General features: G+C 70.4%; 14 protein-coding genes. 4 read left to right on the top strand and 10 right to left on the bottom strand.

Annotated features, from left to right (window positions below; genetic code table 11):
* Positions 1-64: 64 nt before the first annotated feature.
* Together KOI35_RS14030 and KOI35_RS14025 are read right to left on the bottom strand one after the other, a co-directional pair.
* A complete protein-coding gene (locus KOI35_RS14030) occupies positions 65-1,402 on the bottom strand; it encodes an aspartate aminotransferase family protein (protein ID WP_215787386.1) in 1,338 nt (445 codons plus the stop codon).
* Positions 1,399-2,886, bottom strand: coding sequence for a CoA-acylating methylmalonate-semialdehyde dehydrogenase (locus KOI35_RS14025; protein WP_215787384.1), 1,488 nt, complete (start codon positions 2,884-2,886; stop codon positions 1,399-1,401). The genes KOI35_RS14030 and KOI35_RS14025 overlap by 4 nt, the downstream gene beginning before the upstream one ends.
* 58 nt (positions 2,887-2,944) lie before the next feature.
* Here KOI35_RS14025 and KOI35_RS14020 point away from each other — a divergent pair, with 58 nt between their 5' ends.
* From KOI35_RS14020 to KOI35_RS14010, 3 genes are read left to right on the top strand one after another with little or no spacing between them, the layout of a single operon-like run.
* Entirely contained in the window at positions 2,945-4,267 is a 1,323-nt protein-coding gene (locus KOI35_RS14020) for a GntR family transcriptional regulator (RefSeq protein ID WP_308120959.1), read from the top strand.
* A 41-nt stretch (positions 4,268-4,308) separates the two neighbouring features.
* Positions 4,309-4,872, top strand: coding sequence for a Uma2 family endonuclease (locus tag KOI35_RS14015; RefSeq protein ID WP_215787379.1), 564 nt, complete (start codon positions 4,309-4,311; stop codon positions 4,870-4,872).
* Complete coding sequence (locus KOI35_RS14010; protein WP_215787377.1) at positions 4,872-5,417, top strand: Uma2 family endonuclease; 546 nt, start codon at positions 4,872-4,874, stop codon at positions 5,415-5,417. Before KOI35_RS14015 ends, KOI35_RS14010 begins: the two co-directional genes overlap by 1 nt.
* Here KOI35_RS14010 and KOI35_RS14005 read toward each other — a convergent pair.
* From KOI35_RS14005 to KOI35_RS47330, 6 genes are all read right to left on the bottom strand, one after another.
* Positions 5,407-6,213: an ABC transporter permease gene (locus tag KOI35_RS14005; protein WP_246613050.1), complete on the bottom strand. Its 807-nt coding sequence runs from the start codon at positions 6,211-6,213 to the stop codon at positions 5,407-5,409. The two genes, KOI35_RS14010 and KOI35_RS14005, sit on opposite strands and share 11 nt — an antisense overlap.
* Entirely contained in the window at positions 6,210-7,007 is a 798-nt protein-coding gene (locus KOI35_RS14000) for a methyltransferase domain-containing protein (RefSeq protein ID WP_308120958.1), read from the bottom strand. Before KOI35_RS14000 ends, KOI35_RS14005 begins: the two co-directional genes overlap by 4 nt.
* Positions 7,004-7,987, bottom strand: a complete 984-nt coding sequence (locus KOI35_RS13995; protein WP_215787375.1) for an ABC transporter substrate-binding protein — start codon at positions 7,985-7,987, stop codon at positions 7,004-7,006. Before KOI35_RS13995 ends, KOI35_RS14000 begins: the two co-directional genes overlap by 4 nt.
* A gap of 190 nt (positions 7,988-8,177) precedes the next feature.
* On the bottom strand, positions 8,178-8,819 hold the full coding sequence (locus KOI35_RS13990; RefSeq protein ID WP_215787373.1) for a TetR/AcrR family transcriptional regulator: 642 nt from the start codon (positions 8,817-8,819) through the stop codon (positions 8,178-8,180).
* Positions 8,820-8,830: 11 nt separating this feature from the next.
* Entirely contained in the window at positions 8,831-9,277 is a 447-nt protein-coding gene (locus tag KOI35_RS13985) for an ester cyclase (RefSeq protein WP_215787371.1), read from the bottom strand.
* 102 nt (positions 9,278-9,379) lie between these two features.
* On the bottom strand, positions 9,380-11,224 hold the full coding sequence (locus KOI35_RS47330; RefSeq protein WP_246613049.1) for a serine/threonine-protein kinase: 1,845 nt from the start codon (positions 11,222-11,224) through the stop codon (positions 9,380-9,382).
* Positions 11,225-11,358: 134 nt separating this feature from the next.
* Between KOI35_RS47330 and KOI35_RS13975 the strand changes: the two genes are divergently transcribed.
* On the top strand, positions 11,359-12,396 hold the full coding sequence (locus KOI35_RS13975) for a LacI family DNA-binding transcriptional regulator (protein WP_215787369.1): 1,038 nt from the start codon (positions 11,359-11,361) through the stop codon (positions 12,394-12,396).
* Here KOI35_RS13975 and KOI35_RS13970 read toward each other — a convergent pair.
* Positions 12,361-13,254, bottom strand: a complete 894-nt coding sequence (locus KOI35_RS13970; RefSeq protein ID WP_215787367.1) for a carbohydrate ABC transporter permease — start codon at positions 13,252-13,254, stop codon at positions 12,361-12,363. The genes KOI35_RS13975 and KOI35_RS13970 overlap by 36 nt on opposite strands.
* A gap of 1 nt (position 13,255) precedes the next feature.
* Positions 13,256-14,098 carry a carbohydrate ABC transporter permease gene (locus tag KOI35_RS13965; RefSeq protein WP_215787366.1) on the bottom strand — a complete coding sequence of 281 codons (843 nt, stop codon included), beginning with the start codon at positions 14,096-14,098 and terminating at the stop codon, positions 13,256-13,258.
* Positions 14,099-14,122 lie beyond the last annotated feature (24 nt).

Raw genomic sequence — 14,122 nt, 5'->3', positions numbered from 1 at the left:
AACTATTTTCCAAACCTGAAACGGAATCGGCGTTCAGCGCCGTTCACAGCTACGCAATCCCGCGTCAGCCCCGGTAATACTTGTCGGCCACCGACAGTGCGCGGTCGAGGATCGACAGACCCTCGCGCACCTCGTCGGCGGTGACCGTGCAGGGCGGCGCGACGTGCACCCGGTTGAAGTGGGTGAACGGCCAGAGCCCCTCCTTCTTGCAGGCCGCGGCCAGTTCGTTCATCGGCCCGGCGGCCGCGCCGGAGGCGTTGAACGGCACCAGCGGCTCGCGGGTGGCCCGGTCGCGCACCAGCTCGATCGCCCAGAAGACGCCCAGCCCGCGTACCTCCCCCACACTCGGATGCCTGTCGGCCAGCTCGGCCAGCCCCGGCGCGATGACGTCGTCGCCGATCGCGCGGGCGTGCTCGACGATCCCCTCCTCCTTGAAGATCTCAATGGAGGCGACGGCCGACGCGCAAGCGAGCGGATGGCCCGAATACGTCAGACCTCCGGGGAACGGCCGCTCCCGGAACGTCTCGGCGATGTCGTCCGAAATGATCACGCCGCCGAGCGGGAGATAACCGGAGTTGACCCCCTTGGCAAAGGTGATCACGTCGGGCGCGACGCCCCAGCGGTCGACCGCGAACCACTCGCCGCAGCGCCCGAAGCCGGCCATCACCTCGTCGGCGATGAACACGATGCCGAACTCGTCGCAGATCGCCCGGACGCCCTGCAGATAGCCGGGCGGCGGCACCAGGATGCCGTTGGTGCCGACCACCGTCTCGAGCAGCACGGCCGCGACCGTGCCGGCGCCCTCGAAGACGATCGTGTCGCGGAGGTGCTTGAGCGCGCGCTCGGTCTCCTGCTCGGCGCTGTCCGAATAGAACGGCGACCGGTACGGGTACGGGCCCCAGAAGTGCACCAGCCCGACCGCGGTGCCCTCGTTGGCCCAGCGGCGCGGGTCGCCGGTGGCGGCGATCGCCGTCGTCGTGCCGCCGTGATAGCTGCGGTAGGTCGACAGGATCTTCTGCCGGCCGGTGTGCCCGCGGGCCAGCCGGATCGCATTTTCGTTGGCCTCGGCGCCGCCGTTGGTGAAGAACACCTTGTTCAGCTTCTCGGGCGCCAGCTCGGTGATCAGGCGGGCCGCCTCACCGCGCTTGTCGTTGGCGAACGCCGGCTGGATCGTGCACAGCTTGGCCGCCTGCTCCTGGATCGCTGCCACCAGGCGCGGGTGCTGGTGCCCGATGTTCACGTTGACCAGCTGCGACGAGAAGTCGAGGAACTTGTTGCCCTCGTAGTCCCAGAAGTAGCTGCCCAGCGCGCCCTCGATCGGGAGCGGGTCGATCAGGCCCTGGGCCGACCAGCTGTGGAAGACGTGGGCGCGATCGTTCGCCCTGACCTCGGCGGCGCTCATCGGTTCGTCGGGAAGCCGAGGTCGATCGCGGACGTGCCCGGGTCGGGCCAGCGCGACGTGACGACCTTGCTGCGGGTGAAGAAGTGGATGCCGTCCGGCCCGTACATGTGGGTGTCGCCGAACAGCGACGCCTTCCACCCGCCGAACGAGTAGTAGGCCACCGGCACCGGGATCGGCACGTTGACGCCGACCATGCCCGCGTTCACGTCGAACTGGAACTGCCGGGCGGCCCCGCCGTCGCGGGTGAAGATCGCGGTTCCGTTGCCGTACTCGTTGTCGTTGATCAGAGCCACGGCTTCCGCGTACGTCTCGGCGCGCACCACGGCCAGCACCGGCCCGAAGATCTCGTCGACGTAGACGTCCATGCTGGGCTTCACGTTGTCGAGCAGCGTGACCCCGAGGAAGTAGCCGTCGCCCGGCACCTCGGCCTCGCGCCCGTCGGCGACCACGGTGGCACCCTCGGCGGCACCCCGGGCGATGTAGCCGGCCACCTTCTCGCGGTGCTGCGCGGTGATCAGCGGGCCCATCTGCGACTCCGGGTCGGTGCCGGCGCCGATCTTCAGCTTGGGCAGGCGGGCCGCGATCGCGTCGACCAGCGGGCCGGCCACGTCGCCGACGGCCACCACGACCGAGACGGCCATGCAGCGCTCGCCGGCCGAACCGTAGGCGGCGTTGACCGCGGCGTCGGCGGCCGCGTCGAGCTCGGCGTCGGGCAGCACGACCATGTGGTTCTTGGCGCCGCCGAGGGCCTGCACGCGCTTGCCGTGCGCGGTGCCGGTCTCGTAGATGTACTTCGCGATCGGGGTCGAGCCGACGAAGCTGACCGCGGCGATGTCGGGGTGGGTCAGGATGGCGTCGACCGCCTCCTTGTCGCCGTTGACGACGGTGAAGACGCCCTCGGGCAGGCCGGCCTCCTTCCACAACCGAGCCAGGAACAGGGCCGACGACGGGTCCTTCTCACTGGGCTTGAGCACGAACGCGTTGCCGGCCGCGATCGCCGTGGTGCACATCCACAGCGGCACCATGGCCGGGAAGTTGAACGGCGTGATGCCCGCGACCACCCCGAGCGGCTGCTTGATCGAATAGACGTCGACGCCGGTCGCCGCCTGCTCCGAGAACGAACCCTTCATCAGGTGCGGGATGCCGGTCGCGAACTCGGCATTCTCCAGACCGCGGGCCACCTCGCCGGCCGCGTCCGAGAGCACCTTGCCGTGCTCGCTGGTGATGATCGCGGCCAGCTCCTGGGTCTGCGCGGCGAGCAGCTCGCGGAACTTGAACAGCACCGTGCTCCGCTTGGCCAGCGACGCCGAGCGCCACTCCTGCGCGGCCTGCCGGGCGACGGCGACCGCCTCGCTGACCTCGGCGGCGGAGGCGAGGTCGACCTCGGAGGTCTGCTCGCCGGTGGCCGGATTGAAGACGGGGCCGACCCGGCCCGACGTGCCGGGGCGCGCGGCGCCGCCGATCCAGTGCGTAATCCGATTCATGAACCGAGATTACGTAACACCTCTGGACCGAACAATGCTTGAAACGTACGGTAACAAAGTGTTTTCTGAGCTTCGTGTGACCGACCTGTCGGCGCGGGGACTGGCCGAGGCGGTCGGACGCGCGGTGGGCGACGGGGTGCTTGCGCCTGGGAGCAAGCTTCCTCCCGTACGGACGGTCGCCGCTGCTCTTCACATGTCTCCGACCACGGTCAACGCCGCCTGGCAGCTGCTGCGCCGCGCGGGCACGATCCAGACCGACGGGCGCCGCGGCACGGTCGTCGCCACCTCCCGGGCCGACGGTCCGGGGCGTTACCGGGCGGCGCTGCGCGGACGGAGTGGCTTCGCGCTCGACCTCTCCACCGGCGTACCGGATCCGCAGTTGTTGCCCCCGCTGCCCGCCCTGGCCGGCCTCTCCCCCGCGCCGACCAGCTATCTCGACGAACCGGTCCTGCCCTCGCTTTCGGCGGTTCTCCGCAGCTCCTGGCCGTTCCCGTGCGAACGCATCGCGATCTTCGACGGCGCGATGGACGCCATCGACCACGTGGCGTCGTCGCTGCTGCGGATCGGCGACCGCGCGGTGGTGGAGAATCCGTGCTTCCCGCCGCTGCTCGACCTACTCGAATCGCTCGGCGTGCAGGTGATCGGGGCCGAGACCGACGATTCCGGGATGCTGCCGTCCGCGCTGGCGGCCGGCCTCGCCCAGCGCCCCTCGGCCGTGTTCCTGCAGCCCCGGGCCCTCAACCCCACCGGCGCGTCGTGGTCGCCGGCCCGGACGGCCGCGCTGGCCACGGTGCTGGCGACCGCACCGTCCGTCTACGCCGTCGAGGACGACTCGGCCGGCGACGTGTCCTCGGCCCCCGCGCAGTCGCTGGGGTCGCACCTGCCTCGCCAGACCGTGCACGTCCGCAGCTTCTCCAAGTCGCACGGCCCCGACCTGCGCCTGGCCGCCGTCACCGCCCCCGCGGCCGTGCTCGACCCGGTGCTGGAACGGCGCCTGCTCGGCCAGGGCTGGACCAGCCGCCTCCTCCAGCACCTGCTGCTGGCCCTGCTGACCGACCCGTCCTCGGTGGCGGCCGTGGCGGCGGCCCGCGACGAATACGCCCGCCGCCGCCACCTGGTCGTGACGGCGCTGGCCGGTCTCGGCCTGGACCTACCGGCGGGCGACGGCCTCAACCTGTGGCTGCCGGTCGCCGACGAGCAGGCGGCCCTGATCTCCCTGGCCAGTAACGGCATCGCGGCGGCCGCGGGCACCGCCTTCGCGGCCGGCCCCACCACCCCGCACCTGCGCGTCACCGTGGGCCTGATCGCCACCGACCACGCGGCCGTGGCCGCCCACCTGGCCGACGCCGCGCGCGCCCCGGCCCTGTCGGTGGCGCGCTGACATCTTGACGCACGCCAACTAGGCGTGAGACGGTCGCGGTCATGACCGACGCCAAGCTGGATCACCCTGCGCCCTATACCGAGGCGGAATACTTCGCTCTCGGCGTGACGGACGCCCGGATCGAACTGATCGACGGCAGCCTGTGGTCGAGCCCGTCGCCGGGAATGCCGCACCAGGGCATCTGCTGGCAGGTGCTGACGGCCCTGCTTCCCGGCGCCCGAGCGGCCGGCCTCCGCGGCGTGATGACGATCAACCTCAGACTCGGCCCCGAGCGCGTCCTCAACCCGGACGTGGTCGTCGGCCAGTGGGACCGTCTCGGGCTGTTCGCCGAGGCGAGCGGGATCGCCCTGGTCGCCGAGGTCGGCTCGCCCCACACGACCTGCGTCGACCGGCTGCTGAAACGACATCTCTACGCCGCGGCCGGCATCGACTGGTACCTGCTCGTCGAGCCCGCGCTGCCCGACTGGGCCACCGTCACCGTCCGCCTCCTCCACCGCGAGGGCGACCAATACGTCGAGGCGGCGGTCGCCCAGCCCGGCGAGACCCTGGTGTCGGCCGAGCCGTTCCCGTTCGAGATGCACACGACCGACCTGCTCGACTTCTGATGCATCCGGGCCCGTGGACCGAGGATGAATTCTTCGCGCTCGGCGAGTGCATCAATCGTGTCGAACTGCTCGACGGAGGACTCTGGGTCAGTCCGGGTCCGCACATGAGCCATCAGGCAATCGCCTATCGACTGCACCGGCTGATGGAGGAGGCGGCCGGCGCGGCCGGCCTGATGGTCTACCGGGCGATCAACCTGCGCATCCAGGCGGACACCATCCTGATCCCCGACGTCGTCGTGGTGGACGACCGCGTGCCGCCCAGCATCTGCGCGGAGGCTGGGGACACGGCTCTTGTCGCCGAGATTCTGTCGCCGAGCAGCACGACGATGGACCGGGTCACGAAGCGCCACATTTACGCGGCCGCGAGGATCGACTGGTACCTGCTTGTCGACCCCGGCCTGCCCGACTATCAGGAGGTCAAGCTGACGCTGTGCCGGCGCAACGGTGACAGCTACGTCGAGGCCGCGACCGCCAAGGGCGACGAGCCACTGGTCTTTGAGCAGCCGTTCGCGGTCGAAATCCATCCGCGGCCGCTCAGCCGCTGATCTCCCGGGCCCACGGGATCAGGACGCGCTCGAGGGCGGTCACCACGTAGAACAGGGTCACGCTCAGCGCGGCCAGCAACGTGATCGCGGCGAAGGCCATCGGCGTATCGGCCGACGTGCTCGACAGGACGACAACCGAGCCCAGGCCGGCATCCGGGTTGCTGATCTCGGCGACCACCGCGCCGATCACGGCCAGCGACACCGCCACCTTGAGGCCGACGAAGATCTGCGGCAGCGCCCACGGCAGTCGCAACCGCAGGTAGGTCTGCAGGAACGAGGCGTCCAGCGACCGCGCGAACTCGGTCAGCTCGACCGGGGTCGACGTCAGCCCGGCGGCCGACGCCAGCACGATCGGGAAGAACGCGATCAGCACGACCAGCACGATCTTCGGCTGCGGTCCGAAACCCAGCCACACCACCAGCAGCGGCGCGACCGCGACCTTGGGGATGGCGTTGACGGCGATGAGCAGCGGCAGGACTGCCCGCTCGAGCGTGCGCGATGTGGTCAGCACGACGGCGAGCAGCACGCCACCGACCGCGGCCAGCGCGAAGCCGGCCGCGGTGGCGGCCATGGTCGCGACCAGTTCGCGCAGCAGATAGGCGGGCTCGCGCCGGAACGCCTCGACGATGTCGGGCGGCGACGGCACGAAGAACGGCTTGATGCCCCACGCCACCGTCGCACCCCACCAGAGCGCGATCGCCACCACCACGGCCACCAGTGGCGCGACGAGATGAGACACCGTCCGCAGCACCATCCGCCGCGGCGCCTCGGGCGCCGCGCCCTCCACGGTTCTCATCGCCGACGGCGGCCCAGCGTGGAATAGACCAGGTGGCCGCGCACCACCACGCCGGGATCGGCCATCATCTCGAGCACCCGGTCGAGCACCGCGTCGGGCACACCGGCCTCGACCAGGGCCCGGCGCTGCTGCACGATGTTGGCGACGATCAGGCCGGCGCCCGGCGAGCCGCCCGGCCACGAACGCGCGTGCACCTCGGTGTCCACATCGGTCAGACCCAGGTCGACCAGGTAGGCGTGCATCCGTCCGGCCCACGCCGGGTCGTTGCCCAGGGCCGGCAGCACCGTGCCGATCAGGGCGCGGTGATATTGCTCGTACGCCTCGGCGTCCTTCCCGGTCGCGGCGCGCAAGACCCCTTTCCCGTACGTGGTCTCGAAGTCCTCGAGCAGCAGCACGCCCCCGGGAGCGAGCGCCGCGACGAGCCGCCGCACGATCTCCTCCCGCTGCGGCAGGTGCAGGAGCAGCAGCCGCGAGTGGATCAGATCCCACTCCCCCGGCGGCAGCGGCTCGTTCACGAGGTCGTGCCGCAGCACCCGGTAGGGCGCGTCGCCGGGCAGGTGCCGCACGTTGATGTCGGTCGCCGTCACGTCGGCGCCCTGGGCGGCGAGCCAGCCCGCGACGCTGCCACCACCCGCGCCCAGTTCGAGGCAGCGTCGCCCCGGCAGCGGCCCGATGCTCGCCAGGCGCCGAGTGGTCAGCCCGTCGAGCATGGCCGACAGGCTGCTCATCCGGTTGACCGCGGCCGGGTCGTCGTTGTTGAACGCGTAGGCGGCAGCCGTCCCGTTGGTGGTCACCGGGCCATCACCTGTTCGGCGGTCAGCCCGGCCGGGAACAGGCCCGTGTCGGAGAGCAGCTTGATGGCCCGGGTGACCTTCCCGGAGTCGAGCCCACCGAGCGGTTGCGTGTAGGGCGTCATCAGCCGGATCTCCGCCTCCGCGGCAGCGGCCGCACTCGCCGGGTTCTCCTTGTGCAGCAGTTCGCCCGCCGCTTTGGGGTCGGCGATCGCGTCGGCCAGCCCCTTGAGCGCCGCCTCCTTGAACCGTTTGACCAGATCGGGGTCGCGGCCGGCCAGGTCGGCGCTGGTGACCAGCGCGTTGCCGTACAGGTCGGGCAGATAGTCGGAGTACGGCAGCACGATCATCGGCTTGCCCGCCGCCTTCTCGATGCCCGGCCGCCCGATCAGGAACGTGCTCAACGCGTCGACCCGCCCGGCCGCGAGCAGCGCCGGCACCTGCTGCGGAGTGGTGTTGACCCATTTCACCGAGGCCGGGTCCAGTCCCGCCTTTTTCGCGTACGCCGGGAACAGTGACTGATTCACCGAACCGGTCGCCGCTCCCAGCGTCTTGCCCTTGAGATCGGTGGGTTTCTTCACCGGCCCGTCGGCGGGGGCGACGATCGAGACCACGGTCTGCTGCTGCACCGCGGCGACGGCCCGGAAGTCCTTGAACTTGCCCTGCCCGGCCAGGATGATCCCGCCGGTCAGGTCGAGCATGGCGAAATCGGTCTGCCCGGCGGCCAGCGCCTTGAGGTTCTCGCTGGTCGCGGCGCCGAGCTTGATGTCGACGTCGAACCCGGCGTCGCGGAAGTAGCCCTTCTCACGCGCCGTCCACACGAAGGCGTCGCGCCCGGCCGCACCGAAGGCGGTCAGATAGGTGATCTTGCGCAGCTGCGGATCGCCACTGCCACCGCTGCTGCTGTCGTCATCGGTGCCACAGCCGGCCAGCGCCAGCACAGACACGATCAGAATGCCCAGAACCTTCTTCGCTCGGCCCATCGTGGGCCTCCCCGTGAGTCGAAAGAGTCGGAACCACAGGCTATCGATCCGCTTCGATGATCGGTACAGAGTGGACCTGCCGATTTCCGACATGCCCTCCCACCAGTGCAAACATCACCCCATTGCCCGTACGCGGGCAGGCGTGCAACCTCCGCACCACGCGCGGTGTCAGTAAGCGGGGCCCGCAGTGTCAGTCGCCCTCGATCAGCAGGGCGTCCGCCATCGTCCGGCCCAGCCACGCCTCGTAACGGTCGAGGGACCAGCCCCGGCGGTGGATCAGGCGCAGGGCCGTGTCGGGCGAGGTGAGCGTCCAGAGGATGTCGCCCGCCTCACCGACGGTCAGGTCGCCCCGGAGACCGAACCGCTCGCGGACCAGTCCCGCGACCCCCGCCGTACCGGCGGCGCGCTCGTCCTCGATGGTGCCGGTGAAGGCCCGTACCTCCCGGTCCCCCGCCGCCCCCTCGGCCAGGATCGGCAGCAGCGGTCCGGCCCGCTCGTACATCTCCCGCCCCATCCGGGCGTAGAGGCGCAGGAACTCGCGCCCGTCGGCCGCGCCACGCATGGCCCGGGCGGTGGGCCGCTCGATCATCGGCACCGGTTCGTCGTCTCCCGCCAATGCGGTGTCGTAGACGGCCTTGAGCACGGCGGCCTTGCCACCCACGACGTTGTAGACGGTCTGCACGCTGACCCCCGCGCGTCCGGCGATCGCTTCCACCGTCGTTCCGCCGAATCCGCGTCGTACCAGCAACACCCGCGCCGCCTCGAGCACCCGCTCCCGGCTGGCCCGCCGCTGCTCCGCCCGCACGTCACTCGAATACCGTCGCTCCGGCACCGCCACCCTCCTCAGCCGACGGAAACGCCACCCCCGCCCAGTGTGACCGGCTGCGGGACCGGCAGGGATCCCACCTGCCACAGCACCGCCAGCTCGTCCCGCACACCCCAGTGCTCGGCCAGGACTCCGCGCTCGGCCCGGTAGAGGTGCATGGTGGGCATCGCGTACGGACGTCCGGTCGCCGGGAAGCCCAGGTGGTCACTGTTGTGCCGGCCGTGGGCGGTGGCCCGGACGGCGACCCGGTCCCCGTCGGCGACGACGTCGTGCAGTTCGTAGCGCAGTTCGAGCACGGTGTGCAGGAAGCCCAGGATCTGCAGGTAGCCGGCCCGGCCCGGAGGCGCCCACGGCGGCGCACCGTGGTCGGTGAAGTCCTCGGCCACGAGCGGCCCGACGGCGGCGATGTGGCCGGTGTTCAAGGCTTCGAGCACGTCGCGGGCCAGTTTCTCGGCGTGGTTCATGGTTTCCTCCGGTGAATCGGATTCGGTGGAACCACGTTCGACCCGGCTCGCGGGCGCGGGCAAACTCGGTGGAGAGATTCGCCCGTGCGTTCCAGCCAATCGTCAGCCGGCCGGTCGGAAGCTGTCGAAGACCAGGTCGAGCTCGCCGCGGTAACGGTCCCAGTCGGCGTCCCGGGTCTGCCAGTAGAAGCCGTAGGCCTGGGTGTCCGAGGTGACCACGCCCCGGTTGTTGACGTGCTGCCGGACGCCGCCCCGGGTGAAGGTGAACTCCCAGTCGGCGGCCTTCTCGAAGTAGTCGACCGCGTCGATGCCGATCTCCCGGTAGGACGGGAAGTCGCCGCGATCAACGCGATAGCGCGACTTGCCCTCCCAGTCGGCGACCGGGTCCTTGGCCGGCGTCTTCGTCTGGTCGATGCCGAGCACCCGCGAGCCGCTGCGGAAGTAGACCATCGTGCCCTCCCGCGACCGCGTCCACCCGTCCGGCACGTAGACCGCGAACCCGGTGCTGTCGCGGTAGTCCCGCCACCCGCCGGGCAGCGCGGGCAGCCCCGCCCCGGCCGGCGCCGACGAGGTCCCCGCCCCGGACGACGACGAGGATGAGGATGAGGATGACGGGGCCGCGGAGGTCGCCGCCGGGGACGACGGCGCGGCCGAGCCTGGCGTGGCGGGCGCCGAGACAGCCTGCGGTGCGGCCCCGGTCGGCGCTTCCGAATCGGAGCGGTTCATGGCCCAGACGACTCCCACCGCCACCAGGACCAGGACCACACTCCCCGCGACAACAAGCCATCGCCGCAACGGGTCACGCGAGGGCGACGAGTCATGCGGTGACGGGTCACGCGACGGGTCAAGCCGTAACGGGTCGCGCAGGGGCGACGGGCCAAGCTGTGACGGGTCAGGCGATAGCGAGTCACCCGACGGGTCACGCGATGACGGGTCACGTGACGGGTCACGCGATGACGACGGCGCTCGCTGGGTGGGGATCGAGGGACCGGCGGAGGCGGCGGACGGCGGGGAATCGGAGCCGGGCGCGGGGTCGGCGGGGGCGGGGTCCTCGGGTACGGGGAGAGGGAGCGGCGGAGGTAGGGCCAGGTCTGCGGTTGTGGAGGCCTGATCGCGTACGGGAACAAGGGCGTGACCGTAGGCCTCGGTGACCGCCGCGCGCAGCAGGTGTTCCGCCTCGGCCGCGTCTATGCGTTCGGCCGGATCCTTGCGCAGCAGGCCGAGCAGCACCGGCTCGAGCGGACCGGCCTGCCGGGGCGGATCGGGTTCGTCGGCGGCCAGCGCGGTCAGTGTGGCCAGGGCGTTGGCGCGGTGGAAGGGCGAGCGGCCCTCGACCGCCGCGTAGAGGGTCGCGCCCAGGGACCACAGGTCGGAGGCCAAGCCGGCGGTGCCGTACTTCGCGCGTTCGGGCGACATGTATTCGGGTGAGCCCAGCAGCATGTCGGAGCTGCTGATCAGGCTGTCACCTTCGATGGTGGCGATGCCGAAATCGGTCAGCAGCACGCGGCCGTCGTCGGCCAGCAGGACGTTGGCGGGCTTCACGTCGCGGTGGTCGACGCCGGCCGCGTGGGCGGCGCGCAGGGCGGCCAGCAGGTCGAGGCCGATGCGGGCGGTCCGGCGGGGGTCGAGCGGGCCGTCGGCGCGCATCTCCTCGTGCAGCGAGCGGGACGGCACGTAGGCCATCACGATCCACACCCGTCCGTCCACGTCGAACACGTCGAAGACCTGCACCACGTTGGGGTGACCGAGCCGGGCCGCGGCGCGGGCCTCGCGCAGCGTGCGGCGGTGGGCCGAGTCGCGTTCGGCGGCGACCAGATCGGCCGGGAGCAGCACTTCCTTGATGGCGACGTCGCGTTCGAGCACCTCGTCGCGGGCCTGCCAGACCTTGCCCATGCCGCCCTCGCCCAGGGTCTGGCCGAGGCGGTAGCGACCGGCGACGAGAGGCATGGAAAGCGCCTTACCCCGGCTGCCCCGAGATCAGACCTGTGCACGTGCCCTTATCGGTCGCGGAATGTGCAATACTTCCGGAACTCCGCGACGAAAGTTTCGCTGAGCGCATTGGGGCGAGCAAGGAGAGTCGTATGGCCGCGACCGGACGGCGTGTCACTATCGCGACCATCGCCGAGGCGGCCGGGGTTTCCGTGCCCACGGTGTCACGGGTGCTCAACGGGCGTACCGATGTGTCGCCCGAGACGCGTGACCGCATCGAGCATCTTCTGCGAGAGCACGACTACCGCCCTCGTAACTCTCGGCAGCCGCTGCGCGCGGGCCTGATCGACCTGGTCTTCCACGATCTGGACAGTCCGTGGGCGGTCGAGCTGATCCGCGGCGTCGAGGAGGTCACGCACGCGGCAGGTGTCGGCACGGTCATCTCGGCTGTGCACCGGCGTACCGCATCGACCCGCCAGTGGTTGCAGAATCTGCGGTCGCGGCAGTCCGACGGCGTGGTCCTGGTGATCTCGGACGGGGCCGGCCCGGTCTACACCGAACTGCACCGGCTCAACGTTCCGATGGTGATCATCGACCCGGCCGGTGGGGCCGCGGCCGACGTCCCGACGATCGGGGCGACGAACTGGTCGGGCGGCCGCAGCGCCACCGAACATCTGATCTCTCTCGGACATCAGCGGATCGGCCTGATCGAGGGCCCGCGCAATCTGCTGTGCAGCCGGGCCCGGCTCGACGGCTATCGGGCCGCGCTCGAGTCGGCCGGCATGCGGGTCGACCGGCGGCTGATCGAGCCGGGCGACTTCCGGCACGAGGGCGGCTTCGCGGCGGCCCAGCGGCTGCTCGACCGGGACGACCCGCCGACGGCAATCTTCGCGTCGAGCGACCAGATGGCGCTGGGGGCCTATGAGGCGGCCCGGCTGCGCGGCTTCCGGGTGCCCGACGATCTGAGCGTGGTCGGCTTCGACGACCTGCCCGAGGCCCGCTGGTCGTCGCCGCCGCTGACCACCGTGCGCCAGCCCCTGGCCGACATGGGCGGGCTCGCCGCGCGGACCGTCCTGAGACTGTCACGCGGCGAGCCCATCGAGACTCCCCGGGTCGAACTCGCGACCGAGCTGGTCGTGCGCGAGAGCACCCGCCTACTTGCTGAAACCCGCCGTCAAGCCGCTCAGTAGCTGGCGGCGGCCGATGGCGTAGAGGATGACGATCGGCAGCGTGGTCAGGGTGACCGACGCGGCGATGGCCGGCACGTTGACGCCGAACTGACCCGACAGGCTGGCCAGCGCGAGCGGAACCGTGCGCTGGTCGGGGCTCTGGGTCAGCACCAGCGGCAGCAGGAAGCCGTTCCAGATGCCGAGTCCGTTGTAGATCGCCACCGTCACCAGGGCGGGCCGGGTGAGCGGGAACGCCAGGCGCCACAGCGTGCCCCACTCGGTCGCGCCGTCCATCCGCATCGACTCGAAGAGCTCCTTCGGGACGTCACGGATGAAGTTCGACAGCACCAGCACCGACAGCGGGATGGCGAACGCGATCGAGGGCAGGATGATCGCGGCCAGGGTGTCGTACATCTTGAGCCGGATGATGATCAGGTAGACCGGGATGATCACCGCCTGCAGCGGGATCGCCAGACCCATCAGGAACACCCAGTTCATGCCCTTGAGGATCCGGCTGCCGCTGCCCCGGACGATCGCGTACGCCGCCATGAAGCTGACCAGGACGGCCGGCACCGTCGCGCCGAGGGTGACGATGACGCTGTTGAAGAAGTACCGGACGATGTCGGACTCGATGACCGTCTTGTAGTTCTCGAAGGTCAGGTCGGACGCCGGGACCAGGGGGTTGGTGATGAAGTAGTTCGACTGGGTCTTGAAGCTGGTGATGACGATCCAGTAGATCGGCAGCATCACGACGAAGAGCCAGACCCAGCTCAGGCCACCGCCGAGCCAGTTGTAGGCCATCGCCTTGTTGCGCCGGCGGGTGCCGCCGGGGGTGCCCGAGACGGACGGCGACGGGCGGTGCTTGGTCACGGTCGCCATGTCAGGCCCCTTCCAGCTGGCTGTCGTCGGCCCGGCCCCCGAGCCGCCGCAGCACCAGGGACAGCACGAGACCGACCAGGACCAGGATGACAGCGATGGCGCTGGCCGGGCCCATCAGGTTGGCCTGGAAGCCCTGCTGGTACATCGCCAGGGCCAGCGCGCGGGTGGCGTCGCCGGGACCGCCGGCGGTGAGCACGTAGATCAGGTCGAAGAAGGTCAGCGACCCGACCACCATCAGCGTCGACGACGTGATGATCGTGTATTTCAACTGGGGCAGGGTGATGCTGATGAACTGCCGGACGCGGCCGGCGCCGTCGATCTGGGACGCCTCGTACATGCTCGTCGGGATCTGCCGGACCGCGCCCTGGTAGATCAGCGAGTGGAACGGGATGAACTGCCAGGACACGATGAAGATCAACGTGGCCATGGCCAGCGTCGAGTTGCCGAGCCAGTCCTGGTTGAGCAGATCGATGCCCAGGCCGCTGCCGAGCCCGAAGCTCGGGTCGAGCAGCGCCTTGTAGGTGATCGCGATGGCGGCCGAGCTGAGCAGCAGGGGGATGAAGAACAGCACGGCCAGGAACTCGCGGTAGCGCTTGCTGGTGGCCAGGAAGACCCCGATCAGGATCGACATCGGGGTCTGGACGGCCCACGACAACGCCATGATCAGGAAGGTGACCCAGAGGGCGTGCGGCAGCCCGGGGTCGCTGAGCGTGGCCTTCCAGCTGTCCAGTCCGGAGGGCACGATCTCGCCGATGCCGTTCCAGGTCGTGAAGCTCAGGGCGAGAACGCCGAGCAGCGGGATGATCCCGAAGAACACGAACCAGACGAACGCCGGCAGAGCCATCCAGAGGACGGGACCGCTCCGCCC

This window comes from Paractinoplanes bogorensis, from assembly GCF_018829635.1.
Classification (GTDB): domain Bacteria; phylum Actinomycetota; class Actinomycetes; order Mycobacteriales; family Micromonosporaceae; genus Actinoplanes; species Actinoplanes bogorensis.
This window is presented reverse-complemented; position numbering and strand designations above follow the sequence as displayed.

Bases quoted from the DNA above. Each gene is read 5' to 3' on its own strand.
- KOI35_RS14030 (WP_215787386.1), bottom strand. From the start codon at position 1,402: ATGAGCGCCGCCGAGGTCAGGGCGAACGATCGCGCCCACGTCTTCCAC.
- KOI35_RS14025 (WP_215787384.1), bottom strand. From the start codon at position 2,886: ATGAATCGGATTACGCACTGGATCGGCGGCGCCGCGCGCCCCGGCACG.
- KOI35_RS14015 (WP_215787379.1), top strand. From the start codon at position 4,309: ATGACCGACGCCAAGCTGGATCACCCTGCGCCCTATACCGAGGCGGAA.
- KOI35_RS14010 (WP_215787377.1), top strand. From the start codon at position 4,872: ATGCATCCGGGCCCGTGGACCGAGGATGAATTCTTCGCGCTCGGCGAG.
- KOI35_RS14005 (WP_246613050.1), bottom strand. From the start codon at position 6,213: ATGAGAACCGTGGAGGGCGCGGCGCCCGAGGCGCCGCGGCGGATGGTG.
- KOI35_RS13995 (WP_215787375.1), bottom strand. From the start codon at position 7,987: ATGGGCCGAGCGAAGAAGGTTCTGGGCATTCTGATCGTGTCTGTGCTG.
- KOI35_RS13985 (WP_215787371.1), bottom strand. From the start codon at position 9,277: ATGAACCACGCCGAGAAACTGGCCCGCGACGTGCTCGAAGCCTTGAAC.
- KOI35_RS47330 (WP_246613049.1), bottom strand. From the start codon at position 11,224: ATGCCTCTCGTCGCCGGTCGCTACCGCCTCGGCCAGACCCTGGGCGAG.
- KOI35_RS13975 (WP_215787369.1), top strand. From the start codon at position 11,359: ATGGCCGCGACCGGACGGCGTGTCACTATCGCGACCATCGCCGAGGCG.
- KOI35_RS13970 (WP_215787367.1), bottom strand. From the start codon at position 13,254: ATGGCGACCGTGACCAAGCACCGCCCGTCGCCGTCCGTCTCGGGCACC.
- KOI35_RS13965 (WP_215787366.1), bottom strand. From the start codon at position 14,098: ATGGCTCTGCCGGCGTTCGTCTGGTTCGTGTTCTTCGGGATCATCCCG.